The 18,926-nt window shown below is 60.4% G+C and carries 18 protein-coding genes; 11 read left to right on the top strand and 7 right to left on the bottom strand.

The window, feature by feature from the left end:
• From IPK70_17210 to topA, 6 genes are all read right to left on the bottom strand, one after another.
• Window positions 1-142: hypothetical protein (locus tag IPK70_17210; GenBank protein MBK8228904.1), on the bottom strand; the 142-nt coding region annotated here is incomplete at its 3' end.
• Between the two features lie 73 nt (window positions 143-215).
• Entirely contained in the window at window positions 216-971 is a 756-nt protein-coding gene (gldL, locus tag IPK70_17205) for a gliding motility protein GldL (GenBank protein MBK8228903.1), read from the bottom strand.
• Between the two features lie 130 nt (window positions 972-1,101).
• Complete coding sequence (locus tag IPK70_17200; GenBank protein MBK8228902.1) at window positions 1,102-2,463, bottom strand: SUMF1/EgtB/PvdO family nonheme iron enzyme; 1,362 nt, start codon at window positions 2,461-2,463, stop codon at window positions 1,102-1,104.
• Between the two features lie 122 nt (window positions 2,464-2,585).
• On the bottom strand, window positions 2,586-3,515 hold the full coding sequence (locus IPK70_17195; protein MBK8228901.1) for a type IX secretion system membrane protein PorP/SprF: 930 nt from the start codon (window positions 3,513-3,515) through the stop codon (window positions 2,586-2,588).
• A gap of 154 nt (window positions 3,516-3,669) precedes the next feature.
• Window positions 3,670-4,842, bottom strand: coding sequence for a formimidoylglutamase (locus IPK70_17190; GenBank protein MBK8228900.1), 1,173 nt, complete (start codon window positions 4,840-4,842; stop codon window positions 3,670-3,672).
• A 108-nt stretch (window positions 4,843-4,950) separates the two neighbouring features.
• Window positions 4,951-7,533, bottom strand: a complete 2,583-nt coding sequence (gene topA / locus IPK70_17185) for a type I DNA topoisomerase (protein MBK8228899.1) — start codon at window positions 7,531-7,533, stop codon at window positions 4,951-4,953.
• 279 nt (window positions 7,534-7,812) lie between these two features.
• Here topA and msrB point away from each other — a divergent pair, with 279 nt between their 5' ends.
• Window positions 7,813-8,271 carry a peptide-methionine (R)-S-oxide reductase MsrB gene (msrB, locus tag IPK70_17180; protein MBK8228898.1) on the top strand — a complete coding sequence of 153 codons (459 nt, stop codon included), beginning with the start codon at window positions 7,813-7,815 and terminating at the stop codon, window positions 8,269-8,271.
• Window positions 8,272-8,282: 11 nt separating this feature from the next.
• Here msrB and IPK70_17175 read toward each other — a convergent pair whose 3' ends face one another.
• Window positions 8,283-9,056 (bottom strand): outer membrane beta-barrel protein, encoded by a 774-nt coding sequence (locus IPK70_17175; protein MBK8228897.1) that lies wholly within the window; start codon window positions 9,054-9,056, stop codon window positions 8,283-8,285.
• 405 nt (window positions 9,057-9,461) lie between these two features.
• Between IPK70_17175 and IPK70_17170 the strand changes: the two genes are divergently transcribed.
• From IPK70_17170 to IPK70_17125, 10 genes are all read left to right on the top strand, one after another.
• Window positions 9,462-9,932 carry a PepSY-like domain-containing protein gene (locus IPK70_17170; GenBank protein MBK8228896.1) on the top strand — a complete coding sequence of 157 codons (471 nt, stop codon included), beginning with the start codon at window positions 9,462-9,464 and terminating at the stop codon, window positions 9,930-9,932.
• Between the two features lie 102 nt (window positions 9,933-10,034).
• Window positions 10,035-11,474: a tRNA (N6-isopentenyl adenosine(37)-C2)-methylthiotransferase MiaB gene (miaB, locus tag IPK70_17165; protein ID MBK8228895.1), complete on the top strand. Its 1,440-nt coding sequence runs from the start codon at window positions 10,035-10,037 to the stop codon at window positions 11,472-11,474.
• The gene (locus IPK70_17160; GenBank protein MBK8228894.1) at window positions 11,471-12,682 is read left to right on the top strand and encodes a sigma-54-dependent Fis family transcriptional regulator; all 1,212 of its coding nucleotides are present in this window, start codon (window positions 11,471-11,473) and stop codon (window positions 12,680-12,682) included. Before miaB ends, IPK70_17160 begins: the two co-directional genes overlap by 4 nt.
• A 134-nt stretch (window positions 12,683-12,816) precedes the next feature.
• A complete protein-coding gene (locus IPK70_17155; GenBank protein ID MBK8228893.1) occupies window positions 12,817-13,260 on the top strand; it encodes an LptE family protein in 444 nt (147 codons plus the stop codon).
• Entirely contained in the window at window positions 13,260-14,426 is a 1,167-nt protein-coding gene (locus IPK70_17150; GenBank protein MBK8228892.1) for a hypothetical protein, read from the top strand. The genes IPK70_17155 and IPK70_17150 overlap by 1 nt, the downstream gene beginning before the upstream one ends.
• 2 nt (window positions 14,427-14,428) lie before the next feature.
• Window positions 14,429-14,773, top strand: coding sequence for a preprotein translocase subunit SecG (gene secG / locus IPK70_17145; GenBank protein MBK8228891.1), 345 nt, complete (start codon window positions 14,429-14,431; stop codon window positions 14,771-14,773).
• Window positions 14,774-14,915: 142 nt separating this feature from the next.
• The gene (gene groES / locus IPK70_17140) at window positions 14,916-15,206 is read left to right on the top strand and encodes a co-chaperone GroES (protein ID MBK8228890.1); all 291 of its coding nucleotides are present in this window, start codon (window positions 14,916-14,918) and stop codon (window positions 15,204-15,206) included.
• Window positions 15,207-15,254: 48 nt separating this feature from the next.
• Window positions 15,255-16,892, top strand: coding sequence for a chaperonin GroEL (gene groL, locus IPK70_17135; GenBank protein ID MBK8228889.1), 1,638 nt, complete (start codon window positions 15,255-15,257; stop codon window positions 16,890-16,892).
• A 197-nt stretch (window positions 16,893-17,089) separates the two neighbouring features.
• Window positions 17,090-18,313 carry a hypothetical protein gene (locus tag IPK70_17130; protein MBK8228888.1) on the top strand — a complete coding sequence of 408 codons (1,224 nt, stop codon included), beginning with the start codon at window positions 17,090-17,092 and terminating at the stop codon, window positions 18,311-18,313.
• Complete coding sequence (locus IPK70_17125; protein ID MBK8228887.1) at window positions 18,310-18,885, top strand: hypothetical protein; 576 nt, start codon at window positions 18,310-18,312, stop codon at window positions 18,883-18,885. The genes IPK70_17130 and IPK70_17125 overlap by 4 nt, the downstream gene beginning before the upstream one ends.
• Window positions 18,886-18,926: the final 41 nt, after the last annotated feature.

Here is an 18,926-nt window from a genome sequence, read left to right as displayed (position 1 = left end):
TGTACTGCACAGCCATCTTCTCGTTGAGCGAGAGCTTGGTGGTCTCCAAGCCGTTGTTCACCGTCACGAAGCTGTCGAGGATCTCCTTGGATACGTTCAGCGCAAGAAGCGCCGTCAGCACCAAGTACATCATGTTGATCATTTTCTGTCTCGGGGACAGATTACCACCAGCCATGGTTCAGGTCGTTTGTGATTTCGGTTATGGCTTGGGAGGATCAGTTCACGCGCATGGCGCTGAGCATGTTGCCGTAAACAGTATTGAGCTTAGCGAGGTTGTCGCTGAGCACAGCGATGTTCTCCTTGTAGCGCTTGGTGTCGTCCACCGAGTTCTTCAGGTTGGTCATCATCTCGCCCATGCCCTCGAACATCTGGTTCGCGGCCTCGAGCTTCTCACGGCTGGTCTTCAGCTGCAGCTCATACATCTCATTCAATGCCGTCAGGTTCTGGCTCATCTGGCGCAGGCCATCCCCGGCATTCCGGCCAGCCTCCACGTTCTGCGTGAGGCCGGTAAGGCTCTCGCTGGCCTTCATGTAGGTCTCACCCAGGCTGCTCACCTTGCTCGCGGCATCCTTCAGGCTGGTGGTGTAATCATTGGTGGCCGAGGCCGCGCTGGTAATCTGGCCCATGCTCTTGGCATTGTCGCTCAGGCTGCGCATGCCATCGCCAAGGCTGGCGATGAGCTCAGGCTCAATCTTGGCGCTTTCGAGCATGTCGTCAAGCTGCTCCGTAATGGAACGCTGGTCCTCCTTCTTGAAATCATCCCCTTCAGCCTTTTCGCCGGTGGCCAATTCCGGATACACCAAGCTCCAATCCGGATCCTCATGCGGCGGCTCGAAAGCCGAGAAGAAGAAGATAATCGCCTCGGTACTCAAACCGAGGATGAGGAAAAAGTCAGCCAAGGGCCAGTGCTGAATCTTGAAAAGCGCCCCTACGATCACGACCGCTGCACCGATTCCGTACAGTTTGGCCATGAAGTTCTTCCACTTCTTGCTGCCGGGTTTCATCGTTCGTCCTTGCGTTTAAATGGTTCGTCTGGAGTTGGGAATGGCTGTTGAATGCGGCAGCGCTGGTTCAGTAACGGCCGCGGTTCACAGTAGGAATCTAGAGGTCTTCGGCGTTCACGGCCTTGCCGCGACCCAAGTAGGTCATCACCGACCGGAAGCCGATATAGGCCTTGGTCGTGTCCTGATACTCGTAGCTGCGCGTGCCGGTCTGCATGTAATAGCCAATGTCCTTCCACGAGCCTCCGCGAATCACCTTGCGCTTCAGCGAAGGGGCATCTGTTGCAAGCGCATCGTAGGCGTACTCCGGATTGAGATCGTGGGCAAAGTCATACACGCTCTCGTCGTATGCCGTGCTCGTCCACTCGCTCACGTTGCCGGCCATCTGATAAAGACCGTAGTCGTTAGGGGTGTAACTGTTCACCGGCACGGTGTGGAAACCTCCATCATCAACATAGTTCCCATGCAAGGGCTTGAAGTTGCCCAAGAAGCAGCCTTGGCGGTTACGCACATATGGTCCGCCCCAGGGATAGGGAGCCAAGTCCAATCCGCCACGCGACGCGTATTCCCATTCGGCTTCCGTAGGCAACCGGAAGCGATTGACGTAAGCTTCGCCATTGTGCTCGAGCCAGCTATTCATCAGCTGGGTACGCCAGACATTGAATGCCGTGGCCTGCACCCATGTGATCCCGACGACCGGATAATCGTCGTATGCCGGATGCCAGAAATAATTCTCCGTCATCGGCTCATTGAACGAATAGGTGAAGTCATGCACCCAGACCAAGGTGTCCGGGTAAACATTGATCACCTCCTTGATGATGAACTTGCTCCGGTCGCTGTGACCGCGAATGGCGTTATTCTGGCCTTTGGTATTGGTGTAACTGAGGTCCAAATCCCGGGCCCAATTGCTCGGAGTGCCCTTTCGCGCCGCTTCCTTAAGGTCAATCCAGTAATACTCGAACATCAGCTTGCGCGAATCGATCTCCTTGCGGCGATAGAAGCGCTCGCTCTCGCTGAGGTACATATCAGCCAATGCCTCACGCTCTTCATCCCCCCACCAGTTGATCTTGGTCCTCCAATTCAGCACGGCAGGATCAAGTTCCTCACCGAATTCGTCTTCAGTGGTGACGTGCTCCCCGATGTCCTCATCGCCGAGGATCCGCTTGGCGATGGAGTCGCGGACATACTCCACGAATTGGCGGTACTCGTTGTTGGTTATCTCCGTCTGGTCGATGTAGAAGGCCTGCACCGAGACGGTTTTGCTCTTGTTATTGATGGCATAGGGAACGTCCTGATCGCTCGGACCCATGACGTAGCTGCCCATAGGGATGTAGTTCATCCCATAGGGATCAATCTGGAACCAGCCGGGCCTGCCCAGCGCACCGGTCAGTTGCCCCTGACCGCCTCCGCCACAGCTCGCCAGCAAGCCTATGGCACCGAGATACAAGATGGGACGTTGCATGTTCTTCCTGTTTTGCCGATCTGTTCTTCCTTGCAGGGACCCCTGGCTTTCAGGCATTTCGGGTAAGCGAACACCTTGAGCCAGTCACTTTACGGCAGTTGAGGTTCAGTGGTTTCGATGGTTCAGAGGAAACGAACGCTGCTGTGGCGCTGCACACTAGGCGGCTTCACGAGCAAGGTGCAGAAGTTAACCATGATTTCATGGCTGCCACTGCTGTAATTCCGGAGTTTCGAGGTGGTTACGTCGTAGCTGTAGCCGATCCTGAGCATCGACTTCGTGGTGGGCTTGAACTGATAGCCGATGAGCGGTGCAATGAAGTCGCTCGTACTATACGAAACGCCCAGCCACACCATGTTATTATAGAGGAAGTTGGCCGTCAGATCGAACTGGGTCGAGGTGCCATCCATCTTGACAAGTGCACTCGGCTGCAAGACATACTTCTGGTTGCCCTTGATCTTCCAGTTGTAACCGGCTTGAACGAAATAGTGGCGGCGCTGTTGGATGCTCACATTGCGCAGTTCCACTTCCGTAAGGTGCGTGCTACTGATTCCCGCCCACAGGGTCGGGCTCGTGTAATAGAGTCCGGCTGCAAGATCCCAGCCCATATCCGTATTGCCGTTAGCCGGGATGGCGTTGTCGCCTGGTACTCCATCGGTGGCGATCCACTTATTGCCGAGGGTGTGGCTCATCATGCCTGCGGCCAAGCCGATTCCGAGCGTCCCTGGGCCCAGCCTGCGGTGAAAGGAATAACTCAGGCGCGCGTAGGTGCTCTTCTGCTGTCCAAGCTCATCCATGAAGACCGAAAGACCCACGCCTGAACTGATCCGGGCAATCTTTCCATGTGCATTGAGCAGAGCTGTCTTAGGTGCGCCATCAAATCCGGTCCATTGCTGGCGAAGCATCAGGGTGCCGCACAACTCTCCAGATGTGCCGGCCACGCCCGGATTGATGGAAAGCCGGTCGAACATGTACTGCGTGAACTTCGGGTCTTGCTGGGCGAATGTGGCGCCCGCGAATGCCGCGCAGCAGATTGCAGTGACTATCCCCCTCATGCTGTTTTCCGTTCGGTTTGGAGCCTGACACACGATGGGACAGGACCAGCCTGCCCCAGAACCGGCGCCAATATAGCAATTCCCCTTACCTGCAAATTCCTGTTAAGCCCAGCGCGGGATTAAGCGTTGGGTAAGCGCGATTGCTCGGGACGGCTCAAGCCAGCTTCTGGAACGTGCGCCACCAGCGGTCGGGCACCTCCTCCCGACAGGCTGCTTGGTAATCCGAGTAGGAACACGGCACCAGATGGTGCCGCTCGAAGCGCGCTTCCTGCTCCGCTTTGTAGGGTACGTCCATCCACCAGCGGTCGCTCACCGAACTCTTGAAGAACACCAATTCCTGCTCATGGCCGCGGATAGGTATCCGGAACCGCGTGAATCGCTTGCGGTCGAGCCAGGGCAGATCATTCGTACGGCTGCGGAAGCCATCGAGGAAGCACCACACCATTTGTGCGGCCAGCTGTGCAGTGATGCCTTCCGTATCGCGGTCTGGGTCCAGTTCATAGATGCCAACGGAGGTGACCTTCTCACTCACACCGGCATAGCGCATGAGTTGGCAGGCCTCATCGCCAGCGAAGCCATTGGGGCCGGGACGGGTACTGCCAGGGGCGTCGGCGCGGCGGATTGCGCTCATGTCCACGCTAAGGGTATCGGCATTGCGAAGCACCGGTTCAGCATCAGCGATGCCTTGACGGAGTTCGCCCAAACGATGGGTGTCGAACAGGAGCCGTTCCATCAATTCTATCCCCGGCTGATCCACGAAGTAGGTCTGGTAGCCCAGGTTGCTGTAGTTGAAGAGGTAATTAGGCTGTCGAAGCACGATGTGGCTGAGGTAGCTGGTGTCCGCCAGCGCCTGGCCGGGATCACCGAGATCGAAGCGGTTGTCGATGCAAGCGAGGTTCGCGGTGCGTTCAAGCCTTTCATAGGCGAGGTACTGGCTGAAGGTGTGCCCCTGCCCTCCTCCCAGAAGCACGGGAACAATGTTCATGCGCATGAGTTCAGCCAAGGTCTCGGCCACGGCGTGCTGTGTGTCGGCGGCAGTAGCCCCGGCTTGGATGTCGCCCAGATCAACCAGTTGAACCGGCGATGCAGGCTGATGCAGTTGATAGAGCTCGGTGCGGATGGCGTCCGGAGCTTTCACGCATGCTCTCGGTCGAGCATGGCCGGGGTCATCGAGAACCCCGAAGAGCGCAACCTGTTTCCCTTCCAACGAAGGGAAGTCCTTCCCGTGCGTGAAGAAGGACGTGCTGTCGCCCAAGGTGTTGGCGGCCCATTCCGGCCGGTTTCGCCCGAAGCGTTCAGAGGGTCGGAAGTAGATGCTGATGTCCATGTGGGCGTGTCCGGGCCGGGCCGGAGAGCGCTGGCGAAAATGACCTGTAGAGAGGCCACATGGTGAGAAGCTGCCGGCTCAACTTCGCACAGCGCGATGTGAGCAGCACTAGGATTTCTTCTTGGCCGCCGGCTTACTCACCTTTTTCACCGGCGCCTTGGCCGCGCTCTTGGCAGCGGGCTTCGCGGCCTTGCGTCCGCCTTTCTTCCCGCCCTTCTTGTCCGGCGCAGCGGCCAGCAGCGAGGTGGCCGCTTCAAGCGTGAGTTCCTCCGGCTTCTGGTCCTTGGGCACGTTGGCGTTCTTGTTTCCGTCGGTGATGTAAGGGCCATATCGGCCAGCCAGCACCTGGATTTCAGAACCCTCGAATTCCTTCAGCACATTCTGCCGCGCTCCTGCAAGCTTCGCCTCGATGAGCTCGATGCCGCGCTCCAGGGTCACTGCAGATGGCTCCTCACCCTTGGGGATGTTGGCGTAGGTCTTCCCGAACTTCACGAATGGCCCGAAACGGCCGCGGCCCTGAACGATCATCTCGCCCTTGTACACGCCCAGATCGCGCGTGGCGTTCGCGATCTTCTTGAGGTCGATGAGCTCAACGCCCCGAGCCAAGGTGATCTCGAGCGGGTCATCCTCCGGCGTGAGGCTGGCATAGGTGCTGCCTAATCGCACATAGGGGCCGAAGCGGCCGATTCCTACCGAACAGACCTCGCCATCGCGCTCGCCCAAGGTGCGGGGCAACTTGAAGAGGTTCATGGCCTCTTCGAAGGTGACCGATGCGATGCTCTGGTCCTTGCGCAGACTGGCGAAGCGGGGCTTGTCCTCATCTTCCGCGCTGCCGATCTGGATCATGGGACCGAAGCGGCCGATGCGGGCCACCACGTCCTTGCCGCTCACAGGGTCCTTGCCAAGGATGCGGGCACCTGTTGCTCGTTCCGCCGTGTCCTTCACCGTTCCGAGCGTGGCATGGAAGGGCTTGTAGAAGCGAGCGATCATCTCGCGCCAGTTCTCTTTTCCTTCCGCGATCACATCGAACTCCTCCTCCACCTTGGCGGTGAAGTTGAGATCGACGATGCTGGGGAAGTGCTCCACGAGGAAGTCGTTCACCACCATGCCGATGTCCGTGGGGAAGAGCTTCTGCTTCTCGGCGCCAGCATTCTCACTGGCGGTCTTCTCAGCGATTTCACCCTCGGCCAGCGTGAGGATGCGGTAGGCGCGCGGTGTTCCATCGCGGCTCTCCTTCACCACGTAGCCGCGCTTCTGCACGGTGCTGATGGTGGGCGCGTAGGTGCTCGGTCGGCCGATGCCGAGTTCTTCGAGCTTCTTCACCAGGCTTGCTTCGGTGTAGCGCGGTGCGGCGCGATCGAAGCGCTGCGTGGCGGTCATCTCGCGCAGCTGCAGCGCTTCGCCTTGGCGCATTTCGGGCAACAGGCCTTCCTGCTCCTCATCGCCCTCATCGTCACGGCCCTCCATGTACACCTTGAGGAAACCGTCGAAGAGGATCACTTCGCCCTGCGCGCGCAGCTGCTCATTGGGCCGCGTGCTGATGGTGATGTCCACCACGGTCTTCTCCAGTTCGGCGTCGGCCATCTGGCTGGCCAGCGTGCGCTTCCAGATCAGGTCGTACAGGCGCTCGGCATCGGTGTCGCTGCCGGCATTGCGCACGGCCATGTCGGTGGGGCGGATGGCCTCGTGAGCCTCTTGCGCGCCTTTGCTCTTGCTGGTGAAACGGCGGCTCTTGCTGTAGCGCTCGCCGTACTGCGTGCTGATCTGCGCGGCCGCTGCGCCGATGGCCTGCTCGCTCAGGTTCACCGAGTCGGTACGCATGTAGGTGATATGCCCCTGCTCGTAGAGCCCTTGGGCGATGCGCATGGTGCGGTCCACGCCGTAGCCGAGCTTGCGGCTGGCCTCCTGCTGCAAGGTGCTCGTGGTGAAGGGCGCAGCTGGCGTGCGCTTGCCGGGCTTCTTCTCGATCGCGTTCACCGTGTAGCCCGCGCCGATGCAGCCTTGCAGGAAGGCCATGGCCTCCGCCTCGGCGGCGAAGCGTGCGGGCAGCTCCGCCTTTACCGTGGCGCCTTTCTCCGTGATGAGCACCGCAGTGACCTTGAATGCGCTCTTGCTATCGAAGCTGAGGATCTCGCGCTCGCGCTCCACGATCAGGCGCACGGCCACGCTTTGCACGCGGCCAGCACTCAGGCTGGGCTTCACTTTGCGCCAGAGCACTGGGCTCAGCTCGTAACCCACCAGGCGATCCAGCACACGGCGGGCCTGTTGCGCGTCCACCAGATGGATGTCAATGGTGCGCGGATGCTCCATCGCCTTGGTCACGGCCTGCTTGGTGATCTCGTTGAAGGTGATGCGCTTCACCTTGTCGTCGCCGAGCTTGAGCGCTTCTTTCAAGTGCCAGCTGATGGCCTCCCCTTCGCGGTCTTCGTCAGTCGCGAGCCACACCATGGCGGCTTTGTCGCTGGCTTTCTTCAGTTCCGCCAGGCGTCCTTTCTTGTCGTCCGGGATGATGTAGGTGGGCTCGAATCCGTTCTCTACATCTACGCTCAGGTCGCGCTCCGGCAGGTCGCGGACGTGGCCGTAGCTGCTGAGCACGGTGAAGCCAGCACCGAGGTATTTCTCAATGGTCTTCGCCTTGGCTGGCGACTCCACGATCACCAGGTCGCCGCTTCCTTCCTTCTTCTTGGCCATGCCTGAACCGATTAAGGGCGGCAAATAAAAGGTCGTCTTCCTCTGTTTTGGATCGCGCGGGGCGAATCGGCCTTGCTCTTCCCCTTTAGGGGAAGGAAAATTTAGCGGGCCCGGCGATCCAACCCCATGGTTCAATCGTTGGTTGCAACGAGCACCTTTGTCATGCACCTATTCATACTGCGACCACCGGTCATGCACCGCACGCCCCTCATCCTTTCCGCAGCACTGCTGCTCGCCGCCTGCGGCAACAGCAACGGACAAGCCCCGAAGAAACTCGCTATGAGCACCAACGAAATGAGCCAGTACGACCACAGCGGCAACCCGCATTACTCCCACATCGACACCGCCACGCTGAACGTTCCGCTGAGCGAATGGAAGAAGCTGCTGCCCGCCGATCTCTATTACATCGCCTTCGAGAAAGGAACCGAACGCGCCTTCACAGGCAAGTACTGGGACTTCGAGGGCATCGGCACCTACGCCTGCGCGGTGTGCGGCAACGTCCTCTTCCAAGCGGACGCGAAATTCAGCAGCAGCTGCGGTTGGCCAAGCTTCTTCCAAGCAGCACGCAAGGATGCCATTCACTACCACGAGGACCGCACGTACGGTATGGTGCGCACCGAGACCACCTGCGGCCGCTGCAATGCGCACCTCGGCCACATCTTCGATGACGGACCCAAACCCACGGGGCAGCGCTACTGCATCAACAGCGTGAGCCTGGAGTTCATCGGGAAGGAGTAAGCGAAGGCGGGTCAACCAGTTGGCTTTGGTGAGCCTTGGCGGAGAATCTGCCAGATGGATCGGCCGGAATACCGACGCCCTAGGGAAAGTCGGACCCCGAACTCTGAAGTCCTTAGGGTTGGTGCTTGACCCTTGGTCATTGACGCAAAGCCGTAACTGTAAGAAGGGTCCACTGATCCAACCCAACGGTCGGCAATGACGAACTCGAATCCGAAACCGACTTGCAAACGTGCATCCGGCTTGAAAAACCTGCTGGCTGACGACCTGACCTCATCGGTTATATAGCCCTGAGACCCCATGCTCCATGACTTGCTAGTGCCACGGGTAACACCCCCAACGGCCAGGCCCAATTGAAGGCCCAACCGAAGGAAGGAATAACCTTCAGGATCCAGAACGAACTCTGGTCCAGCAGTGAGATGCACCATGCTCAGATCCACTTCGAGATTGAAGTTGGTCCCACCCCCAAGCCCGCCGTAGAAATACTCCGCCTGAAACGACCGCTTGGTGTATTGGATCTCAGCGCCAAAGCCGGTGCGCTCCTTAGGCCGTTCCCTGTACCACACGCTAGCGGAGAATGGGGCACCATGCTTGATCGCCGTGAAGCCGCGGGAGTCGCTCCCGTCGCGGAATCCGTAGAGAAACGTCCCGCCGGAGACTCCAATCTGAAACTGCGCTGAGGCGCTAAGCGGCAACACGAGAAGGAAAAGGAACCAGACTCGATGCAAGGACGCTGGTTGACTGGTGGTCGAACCGCTTCGAGTTGTTGTGTGGACTTGATCAGACATGATCCGACTTGAGAAATCGGCCGAAGCCTCGCCAACACTATGAACTCAGACAATTGGCCGTCATCAGAAACGCCAACGACCCTCAATTGGTCAAAGATGATACAAGGCGAGAAACCGTTTAGCGGGACGGCCAATATCCTTCGGAAGGGCGAATCTCGGTTTCCATCAAGCGCTATCGAACTCAGATTTCATGACCCGTGAAACTATATGCAGCTGAAGAACCTGGTCGAAGTCAGATAACGGGCCGGGCTCTGATTTTGCATCGACGTGAGCTTGGAATTCATCGGGATGAAGTGAGCGAAGGCGGTTGGCCCGTTGAACCTTCAACCGGCTCCGCGGTCTTCGAATCGGCTCCGGTCGATAGCGGTGCGGCGCTCTTCATTCAATCCTAGCTTCACCCCCAGCATGCGCTTCGGACTCACTGCAATCACCCTCATCGCGAGCGTTCAGCTCTTGGCACAGAAGCCGGTCGTCGTTACGCCGCCAGCCTCAGCAAAGGCGCATCTCACGCAGATCTACCCCAAGGCCTCGGTGAAGGAGTGGAAACAAGGCACCAAGCTCTTCCGCGCGGAATTCACGCTGAAGGGCGAGAAGCACACGGCCGTGTACACCACCGAAGGCGCTTGGGTGCGCACCGAGCACGACATCAAGAAGGAAGACCTGCCCAAGGTGGTGCATCGCGCGCTGATCGCCGGCAAATACAGCACTTGGAAGATCGACGATGCCGAGGAGCACGCCACGCCGGAGCATGCGAGTCTTTTCAAGGTGAAGGTGGAGACCGAGAAGGAGAAGGCCGAGCTCTTCTTCCTGCCCGACGGGAAATTGCTGAAGGAGGAGGTGAAGGCGCGGAAGGTGAAGGATGCGAAGGGCAGCTAGGCGCACTGCCACCCTGTCAGCCAACCCTTAGCCCCGCTACCTTTGGCGCCCTTTCCGGAAGGCGTGAACAAGCGGGTCTACATCGAAAGCTACGGCTGCCAGATGAACGTGAGCGACAGCGAGGTCGTGGCGAGCATCCTGGCCAAGGACGGCTACACTCCGGTGAAGTCCGCTGAGGAAGCCGATCTGGTGCTGCTGAACACGTGCAGCATCCGCGAGAAGGCCGAGTACACCGTGCTGCAGCGCATCAACGAGATGAACAACCTGAAGGCCCGCAACAAGGGCCTGAAGGTGGGCGTGCTGGGCTGCATGGCCGAGCGCATGCGGGAAGACCTGCTGGAAAAGAAGAAAGTGGTGGACCTGGTGGTGGGTCCTGATGCCTACCGCACCCTCCCCGAGCTGCTGGAGAAGGTGGGCACCGGCCAGAAAGCCGTGAATGTGCTGCTCAGCCGCGAGGAGACCTACGCGGAGATCGAGCCGGTCCGACTGGACACGAACGGTGTCACGGCCTTCGTCACCATCATGCGCGGCTGCGACAACATGTGCGCCTTCTGCGTAGTGCCCTTCACGCGGGGACGGGAGCGCAGCCGCGACCCGCAGACCATCGTGCGCGAATGCGAGCAACTGGTTCGCGATGGGTACAAGGAGGTGACACTGCTGGGGCAGAACGTGGATAGCTACAAGTTCAGATCAGACGATCAGATGATCAGACGATCAGATGATCAAAACTCCGCGCTGACCCCTAGCTCCGGAACCGTCGACCTGTCATCGTGGCCCGGAGCCGGGACGGGTCGACTTACCAGCAATGGCCCAGCCACAGTTGATTTCGCCGATCTGCTGGAAATGGTGGCGCTGGCCTGCCCTACCCTGCGGATTCGCTACAGCACCAGCCATCCCAAGGACATGACCGACAAAGTGCTGGCGGTGATGGCGCGTTACGACAACATCTGCAAATACATTCACCTGCCCGTGCAGAGCGGCAGCAGTGAGGTGCTGAAGCGCATGAACCGCGGTTACGACCGAGCGTGGTATTTGCAGCGCATCGCGAGCATCCGGAGGCACATGCCGGACTGCGCGATCAGCACGGACATCATTGCGGGCTATTGCGGCGAGACCGAAGAGGACCACCAACAGACACTGAGCCTCATCAACGAAACAGGTTACGACATGGCCTTCATGTTCAAGTACAGCGAGCGACCAAAGACCTTGGCCGCGCGGAAGTACCCCGATGATGTGCCCGATGAAGTGAAGGGCCGACGTTTACAGGAGATCATCGACCTGCAGAAGGAGAAGAGCGCTGCGCGATTGCGCGGATATGTCGGCGAGGTGCACGAGGTGCTCATCGAAGGCGTTAGCAAGCGAAGCGCTGAGCACCTCTATGGTCGCAACACGCAGAACAGCATTGTCATCGTGTCACATCGGCACGGCGGCACGGAATTGAAGCCCGGCGATCTCGTGCAAGCACGGATCACCGGTTCCACCGCAGGCAGCCTGCAAGGCGAAGTCGTTGACATATTGAACCTTCAACCTGTGCTCACATGAACGTGCAGGCCGTGAAACAGCGCTTCGAGATCATCGGCGCATCGCCCTTGTTGGACCGTGCCATTGAGATCGCTGTGCAGGTGGCGCCCACCGACCTCAGTGTACTTGTGCAAGGCGAGAGCGGCACCGGCAAGGAGGTGATGAGCAAGATCATCCACGCCCACAGCGCGCGCAAGCACGGCCCTTATCACGCGGTGAACTGCGGTGCCATTCCCGAAGGCACCATCGACAGCGAGCTCTTCGGGCATGAGAAGGGCAGCTTCACCGGTGCGCATGAGGCGCGAAAGGGCTACTTCGAGACCGCCAACAACGGCACGCTCTTCCTCGACGAGGTGGGCGAACTGCCTTTGAGCACGCAGGTGCGCTTGCTCCGCGTACTGGAGGCCGGCGAGTTCATCCGAGTAGGCAGCAGCAAACCGCAGAAGACCAATGTGCGCGTGGTGGCCGCAACCAACGTGAACATGCTGCAGGCCGTGGCGCGCGGCATCTTCCGTGAGGACCTCTTCTACCGCCTCAACACGGTGCCCATCCACATGCCTGCGCTGCGCGACAGGAAAGAGGACATCCATCTGCTCTTCCGCTGGTTCGCGCAGCAGGCCGCCTCGAAGTACAAGGCCCCGCCGATCGCCCTGCGCGAGGATGCCCAGCAATTGCTCGTCCAATACCGCTGGCCCGGCAACGTGCGGCAGCTCCGCAACATCGTGGAACAGATCAGCGTGATCGAGCGCGCCCGCGAGATCGACTCAGCCACACTGCGCAGCTACTTGCCGGATGAGAGTACGGCGCTGGTGCCCCTGAGTGGATCCGCGAACGGCGGCCATGGCGACAGCGTGAGCGAGCGCGAATTGATCTTCAAGTTCCTCTTCGATATGAAGAGCGACCTGAATGCGCTGAAGGAAAAAGTGAACGTGCTGGCTGGAGGACAGCCATTGCCGGCCATGATGACCGGCATGCAGCGCGAGGAGATCCTGCTGCCGCATGCACCGCAGCCTGCCTACGGCACCGTGAGCATCGTTCCCGCTTCACGAGCGTCCGAAGAGGATATCGAGCATTCCGAGGTTGAAGAGACCCTCAGCCTCACCGAGAAGGAAAAGGAACTGATCGTTAAAGCCCTGGCCAAGCATCGCAATCGGCGCAAAGCGGCAGCGAATGAACTCGGCATCAGCGAACGCACGCTGTATCGCAAGATCAAGGAGTACGGCATATGAGGTTGCAGGTAGAATGGTTGGGGGGTGCCGCTTCGCAAGGCCTGAGAACCACAGGTTGCAGGTTGAAGGTTGCCAGTTGTCGAAGGTGGCTTCTGCTTCCTGCCCTTGCCTCTTGCCTCCTGCCCTCCTGCAGCGTGAATTATTCCTTTTCCGGAGGAGACGCCGGCAATGCCCGCACCGTGAGCGTGGATCTCTTCGAGACTCGCGCACCCCTGGCCACGCCCTCGGCTGCCCAAGGCATCACGGAGACCGTGCGCGACCTGCTGCTCGCGCAGACGCGCTTGAAACTCGCACAGCGCGAAGGCGACGTTCAGTACAGCGGCAGCATCACCGGTTACGATGTGCAGCCGGTCAGCATCCAAGCCAGCGAGACCGCTGCGCTGAACCGGCTCACGGTCACGGCATCGATCACTTTCGTGAACACCTTAGAGCCGAAGAAGAACACGGAGTTCACCGTGAGCCGATTCGCCGACTACAGCAGCAGCCAGGACCTCACGGTTGTAGAGAGCCAATTGGTCATCGAAATAGGCAGGCAGCTGGCGCAGGATATCTTCGATCGCACTTTGGGGAACTGGTGATGGAACGTGAGCGCCTGACACGACTGCTGGAAGAGCCCGGCCGCATGGTCCACGAGGACCTGAACGACCTGAAGGCCATGGCGCAGCAATACCCCTGGTTCAGCGGCGCGCGGCTGCTGCATGCCGCTGGCGAGCAGCTCAGCGGGCAGGTACTGGCCGATGAGACCCTCCGCACCGCCGCAGCGCATTTGCCTTCGCGAGAGGCGCTCTTCGACCTGGCCAATCGTGTGGCGGAACCTGCGCCATTGCGGGTGGTGAGAACCGTGCCTGAAGCGACCGAAGCACCGTTCGTCTTGGTTGCCGCGCCCATAGCGGAGCCGGAATTGCCCAAGGAAGCCACCGCCGAGAACCTTGCGGGAGCATTGTCGGCCGCAGCCGCTGCAGAGACTACAGCATTGGCTCCGGAGCAGGCCTTCGCTGAAGTCGATTCCACCGGAATTGATCTGAATGGAGCCGCAGCCCAAACCACCAGCCTGGAAGTTCTTACGACCCACCCAGCCGAACCCGCCATTTCCCAACCGGAGGCCGAGGAACATCCTGCAGAGAACGATCTGGAGGGAGAATACGTGAAGGCTGCCATGGCCCGTGCATACGAACTCACGTGGAAGGAACCCATCGCTGTACCTGCTCCAGTGCTTTCGCCGGCCTTGCCCGAAGCCGAATCGGCCGTGGGATCCTTGGCGCCGAACGCCCGACATCGATTCAGCGCTTGGCTCGATGCGGCTGACCTGCGTGCGGTGCAAGTGAACCGGGCCGGGTCTGCGGGCACGGGCATCCCTAGCTCAATAGCCGATGAGGCTTCTCGCCAAATCGTGACGCCGGGAACCCCGATCACAGCGACCGGCAACCCACTCCCTGAAGCATCGCTACCTGCGGAGAATAGCGTGCAACCGCTGGATTCCAAGGCACTGATTGACCGCTTCATCCGCCAGCAACCGCCGGAGATTCCTGCAAAACCAGCGTTCTTCACCCCGCAACAGGCGGGAAAGAAGAGTCTCGAGGACAGCGCAGGGCTGGTAACCGAGACCTTGGCCCGCATCTATGAGCAGCAAGGCAACTACGCCAAGGCCATGGAGGCCTACCGCCGCTTGGCGTTGAAGTACCCTGAGAAAAGCGCTTACTTCGCGGCCCTTTCCAAAGCCGCAGAGGCCCAACAGACCCCTTGACCATGTACACCGCTGTCACTGTCATCATCCTCATCATCTGCGGCCTCTTGGCCTTGGTGGTGCTCGCCCAGAACCCGAAAGGCGGCGGCCTCGCAGCCGGATTCACTGGTGCCCAGCAGATCGGCGGGGTCCAGCGCACCGCCGACTTCCTTGAGAAAGCGACTTGGAGCCTGAGCGGCGCCCTCATGGTCCTCTGCTTGATTTCAGCCGGGATCCAAACGAACGCAAAGGCAGGCAGCAAGCTCGATGACCCGATTGAGCAGCAAGCCGGTGAAGCAGCTGGTGAGGAAGTCCAGGGCGAAGAGGCGGCTGAGGGCGAGGGCGATGATGCGGAATCCGGACTTTGACAGCCTGACAGCAGCGCCTGAAGCCTGTCAGGCATCTCCGTAAAGTTGGCAGGATAAGCACCCCGCGCCCCGCACGGCACATACGTTGTCCGGCGGGGCGCGGTCTTGAAAAGACCCCCTAAACCCAATCAACCCAACACACATGTCGAAAGTGAAACCGTTGGCGGACCGCGTGCTCGTCGAAGCCGCTCCCGCTGAAGAGACCACCAAGGGTGGCATCATCATCCCCGACAGGGCCAAGGAAAAGCCACAGCGCGGCAAGATCATCGCCGTTGGTGCAGGCCGCATCGCCGACGACGGCAAAGTGACTCCCCTGAGCGTGAAGGCCGGTGACGAGATCCTGTACGGCAAGTACAGCGGCACCGAGCTCAGCCTCGAAGGCAAGGACTACCTGATCATGCGCGAAAGCGACATCTACGCCATCCTCAACTAAGAACCGTACGGGCGGGAAATCATCCGCCCCAACAATCCCCCACAGAAAATGGCAGCCAAGAACATCCAATTCGAAATCGACGCCCGCGACCGCTTGAAGCGGGGCGTTGACCACCTCGCGAATGCCGTGAAGGTGACCCTCGGCCCCAAAGGCCGCAACGTGATCATCGACAAGAAATTCGGTGCGCCCCAAGTGACCAAGGACGGCGTTACCGTGGCCAAGGAGATCGAGCTGAAGGACGCCGTGGAGAACATGGGCGCCCAGATGCTGAAGGAAGTGGCCAGCAAGACAGCCGATCAAGCTGGCGATGGCACCACCACTGCCACCGTGCTGGCCCAGGCCATCGTTACCGCAGGCCTGAAGAACGTGGCCGCCGGTGCGAATCCGATGGACCTGAAGCGCGGCATCGACAAGGCCGTGATCGCTGTGGTCAGCGAGCTCAAGAAGATGAGCAAGACCGTGGGCGACGACAACGACAAGATCAAGCAGGTGGCCACCATCAGCGCCAATAGTGATGAGACCATCGGCAGCCTGATCGCCGAGGCCATGGCCAAGGTGAAGAAGGAGGGCGTGATAACCGTGGAAGAAGCCAAAGGCACCGACACCACGGTGGAGGTGGTGGAAGGCATGCAGTTCGATCGCGGCTACCTCAGCCCCTACTTCGTGACCAACGCGGAGAAGATGGAGGTGGACCTGGAGAACGCCTACATCCTGATCTACGACAAGAAGATCAGCAGCATGAAAGAGCTGCTGCCCATCCTGGAAAAGAGCGCGCAGACCGGCAAGCCCCTGCTGATCATCAGCGAGGACGTGGACGGCGAGGCATTGGCCACTCTGGTGGTGAACAAGATCCGCGGCGCCCTGAAAGTGGCCGCAGTGAAAGCCCCGGGCTTCGGCGATCGCCGCAAGGCCATGCTCGAGGACATCGCCATCCTCACCGGTGGCACCGTGATCAGCGAGGAGCGCGGCTTCAAGCTGGAGAACGCCGACCTCAGCATGCTTGGCAAGGCCGAGAAGATCAGCATCGACAAGGACAACACGACCATCGTGAACGGTGCCGGCAAGAAGGCCGACATCACCGGCCGTGTGAACCAGATCAAGGCGCAGATCGAGACCACCACGAGCGACTACGACAAGGAGAAGCTGCAGGAGCGCTTGGCGAAACTCGCCGGCGGTGTTGCCGTGCTCTACATCGGTGCCGCCACCGAAGTGGAGATGAAAGAGAAGAAGGACCGCGTGGACGATGCGCTGCACGCCACCCGCGCTGCGGTGGAGGAAGGCATCGTGCCCGGCGGTGGCGTAGCCTACATCCGCGCGCAGAAGGCGTTGGAGAAGCTCGAGGGCAGCAATGCCGATGAGACCACGGGCGTGGCCATCGTGCGCCGCGCCATCGAGGAGCCGCTGCGTCAGATCGTGGCGAACGCAGGCTTGGAAGGCAGCATCATCGTTCAGAAAGTGCGCGACGGAAAGGCCGACTACGGCTTCAACGCCCGCACCGAGGAGTACGAGAACCTCTTCGCCACTGGCGTGATCGACCCCACCAAGGTGACCCGCGTGGCCCTGGAGAACGCAGCCAGCATCGCGGCGATGCTGCTCACCACCGAGTGCGTGATCAGCGAGGAGAAGGAAGAGAAGGCACCGGCACACAGTCATGGTGGAATGGGTGGCGGAATGGACATGATGTAAGTCGCGTCCAACGCATCTCTTCAATGCGCGAACCCCGGCCGAAAGGCTGGGGTTCGTTGCGTTGCTCCCCGTCACGCACCCCAGCCGTTACTAACACCTGTCGAAAACTCCCCCGTCCCCGCGCACAGGCCCCGGCTACTTTCACGCGCTAGAAAGAGGTCCGTTCCAATGCTGGACGGACCTTTTCGCAAGCACCGATGCCGATACAGCCGAAACGCTTCTTCGACTTCTGCGCCAGCCACGTGCCCTTGCTGCATGCCATCGCCACGCGGCCAGGCGACGTGAGCGAGGCGCAAGTGCGGCAGCTCATCCGCACGCACAGTGACACTGCCACCGAGCAGCCCGAGACCACTTGGGAGCGCCTGCTGGAACTGCAGATCCTGGTGCCGCTGGAAGAGGGCAGCAGCCACTACGTGCTGGCGCAGCCCCTGCTGCAGCTGATGAATTACCTGCACGACGACGCGCTTCCCACCAGCCCGGAGATCATCCAGGGATACACCGCGGCGCTCGAAAGCGCCCGCAAGCGCATCGTGAGCGGCACTCAGGCATTCGATGCCCTGAGCGTTGGCTTGGCCGCCACCGAGGTGGACCACACCCTGCGCCGCATGCAGGAGGACCTGGATGCCACGCACCGCGCCGTGATGGCCGAAGTGGCGCGCTACAAGGCCGATCGGAGCAGCGTCAGCGTGCGCGAGCGCTACCTGCGCATCGTGCGCCTCATGGACCAGTACGTGAAGCCGCTGGTCGATATCGTGCGCGTGGATGGGCAACTGGTGGAGACCCTGAACGAGCTGGATGTGGCGCTGCATGCTGCGCGCGAGGGCGGGATCTTCGCGGAGCTGGCGCCGTTGCTTCGCAATGAGCGGCAGATCCGTGCGCTTCGCCGCCGGGCGATCCACACACTGAACGAGAGCCGCAAGGAATTGCAGCCGCTCTACGAAGTGCTGCGCCGCAGCAGCGCCATCGCGCACGGCGCCACCTTGGCGCTGAGCCGCTTGCGCCATATGAAGCTCGACGATTGGGTGGCCCACTATGTGCCGCAGGCCGGCCGTGCGCCCATCGAGAGCCCGCCCACCGATGCCGTGATCAAGCGCACGGTGCACCATGTGGCGGCGCACCCGCCGCAGCCGCAGCCTGCATTGCGCATGGATGAGAACGGGGATACACCAGCGGATTACGTGCGCCTGCTTTGGCTCAATGCGCTGCCCGAGGCGCTCAGCGCGAACCTGCCCGTGAAGGACCTCACCGATTGGATGGTGAAGAGCTTCCCCGAAAAGGGAACGTCGGACGCTCTGCTCGCGCTCAACAAGATCCTGTTCGACCCCACGCTCGAGATCACCTTCAAGCACGGTGCTTCGAAATCATACCGCACCCGCGACGGCGCACTGGAGACCACCACCATCAGCATCCGCAAGCCATGAACGAGCTGCTCTACGTCAAGGACATCTTCGATAAGCTGCGCCAAGGCGCCTACATCACGCACGAGCAAGGCAACCTGCACGCCCCCCTCACCGAGCGCTTCGATGCCTACGCCGAGTATTTCAAGCCGCTCGGCCTCGACCTGGTGCGCCACCCGCGCGACTTCTTCTACTTCCGCACCGAGACCGCCGAATCAACCCCGGCTCCGGCATCGCTTCCGCCCATCGCCGTGTTCTGCTTCATCCTGATCGAGGCCACTGCGAACGACGGCAGGCCCGTTGAGGAATACCTGCTCACCGAGCGCTTCAGCGTAGCCGGACTGCCGCACCTCACCAGCGACCGCTTCAAGACCCATATGAAAGCCGTTGGCATCGATGATGAAGCCAGCATGCGCAAGCTGATCAAGAGCATGGCGCGCATGGGCTGGGCCGAGTACTTCCCCGACGACACCTTCCGCTTCCTCCGCCCCTTCCACCGCGTTTTCGATAAGTGCCATGAGATCAGCCAAGTGGCCGAGCACGAGCACCGCAGCGCCCTGAAGGATGGCGAGGACATCAACCCCGAGTTGAATTGATCGCAGCCTCGAAGGCGCAGAGACGCCGAACGGAATCCCGA

The sequence above is a fragment of the Flavobacteriales bacterium genome, assembly GCA_016712535.1.
GTDB lineage: Bacteria > Bacteroidota > Bacteroidia > Flavobacteriales_F > PHOS-HE28 > PHOS-HE28.
Note: the sequence above shows the minus strand (reverse complement) of the source record. Positions and strands in the feature narration are given on the sequence as shown.

Coding starts and splice junctions, on each gene's coding strand:
- gldL (MBK8228903.1), bottom strand. CDS start 971: ATGGCCAAACTGTACGGAATCGGTGCAGCGGTCGTGATCGTAGGGGCG.
- IPK70_17200 (MBK8228902.1), bottom strand. CDS start 2,463: ATGCAACGTCCCATCTTGTATCTCGGTGCCATAGGCTTGCTGGCGAGC.
- IPK70_17195 (MBK8228901.1), bottom strand. CDS start 3,515: ATGAGGGGGATAGTCACTGCAATCTGCTGCGCGGCATTCGCGGGCGCC.
- IPK70_17190 (MBK8228900.1), bottom strand. CDS start 4,842: ATGGACATCAGCATCTACTTCCGACCCTCTGAACGCTTCGGGCGAAAC.
- topA (MBK8228899.1), bottom strand. CDS start 7,533: ATGGCCAAGAAGAAGGAAGGAAGCGGCGACCTGGTGATCGTGGAGTCG.
- msrB (MBK8228898.1), top strand. CDS start 7,813: ATGAGCACCAACGAAATGAGCCAGTACGACCACAGCGGCAACCCGCAT.
- IPK70_17175 (MBK8228897.1), bottom strand. CDS start 9,056: ATGTCTGATCAAGTCCACACAACAACTCGAAGCGGTTCGACCACCAGT.
- IPK70_17170 (MBK8228896.1), top strand. CDS start 9,462: ATGCGCTTCGGACTCACTGCAATCACCCTCATCGCGAGCGTTCAGCTC.
- miaB (MBK8228895.1), top strand. CDS start 10,035: ATGAACGTGAGCGACAGCGAGGTCGTGGCGAGCATCCTGGCCAAGGAC.
- IPK70_17160 (MBK8228894.1), top strand. CDS start 11,471: ATGAACGTGCAGGCCGTGAAACAGCGCTTCGAGATCATCGGCGCATCG.
- IPK70_17150 (MBK8228892.1), top strand. CDS start 13,260: ATGGAACGTGAGCGCCTGACACGACTGCTGGAAGAGCCCGGCCGCATG.
- secG (MBK8228891.1), top strand. CDS start 14,429: ATGTACACCGCTGTCACTGTCATCATCCTCATCATCTGCGGCCTCTTG.
- groES (MBK8228890.1), top strand. CDS start 14,916: ATGTCGAAAGTGAAACCGTTGGCGGACCGCGTGCTCGTCGAAGCCGCT.
- groL (MBK8228889.1), top strand. CDS start 15,255: ATGGCAGCCAAGAACATCCAATTCGAAATCGACGCCCGCGACCGCTTG.
- IPK70_17130 (MBK8228888.1), top strand. CDS start 17,090: ATGCCGATACAGCCGAAACGCTTCTTCGACTTCTGCGCCAGCCACGTG.
- IPK70_17125 (MBK8228887.1), top strand. CDS start 18,310: ATGAACGAGCTGCTCTACGTCAAGGACATCTTCGATAAGCTGCGCCAA.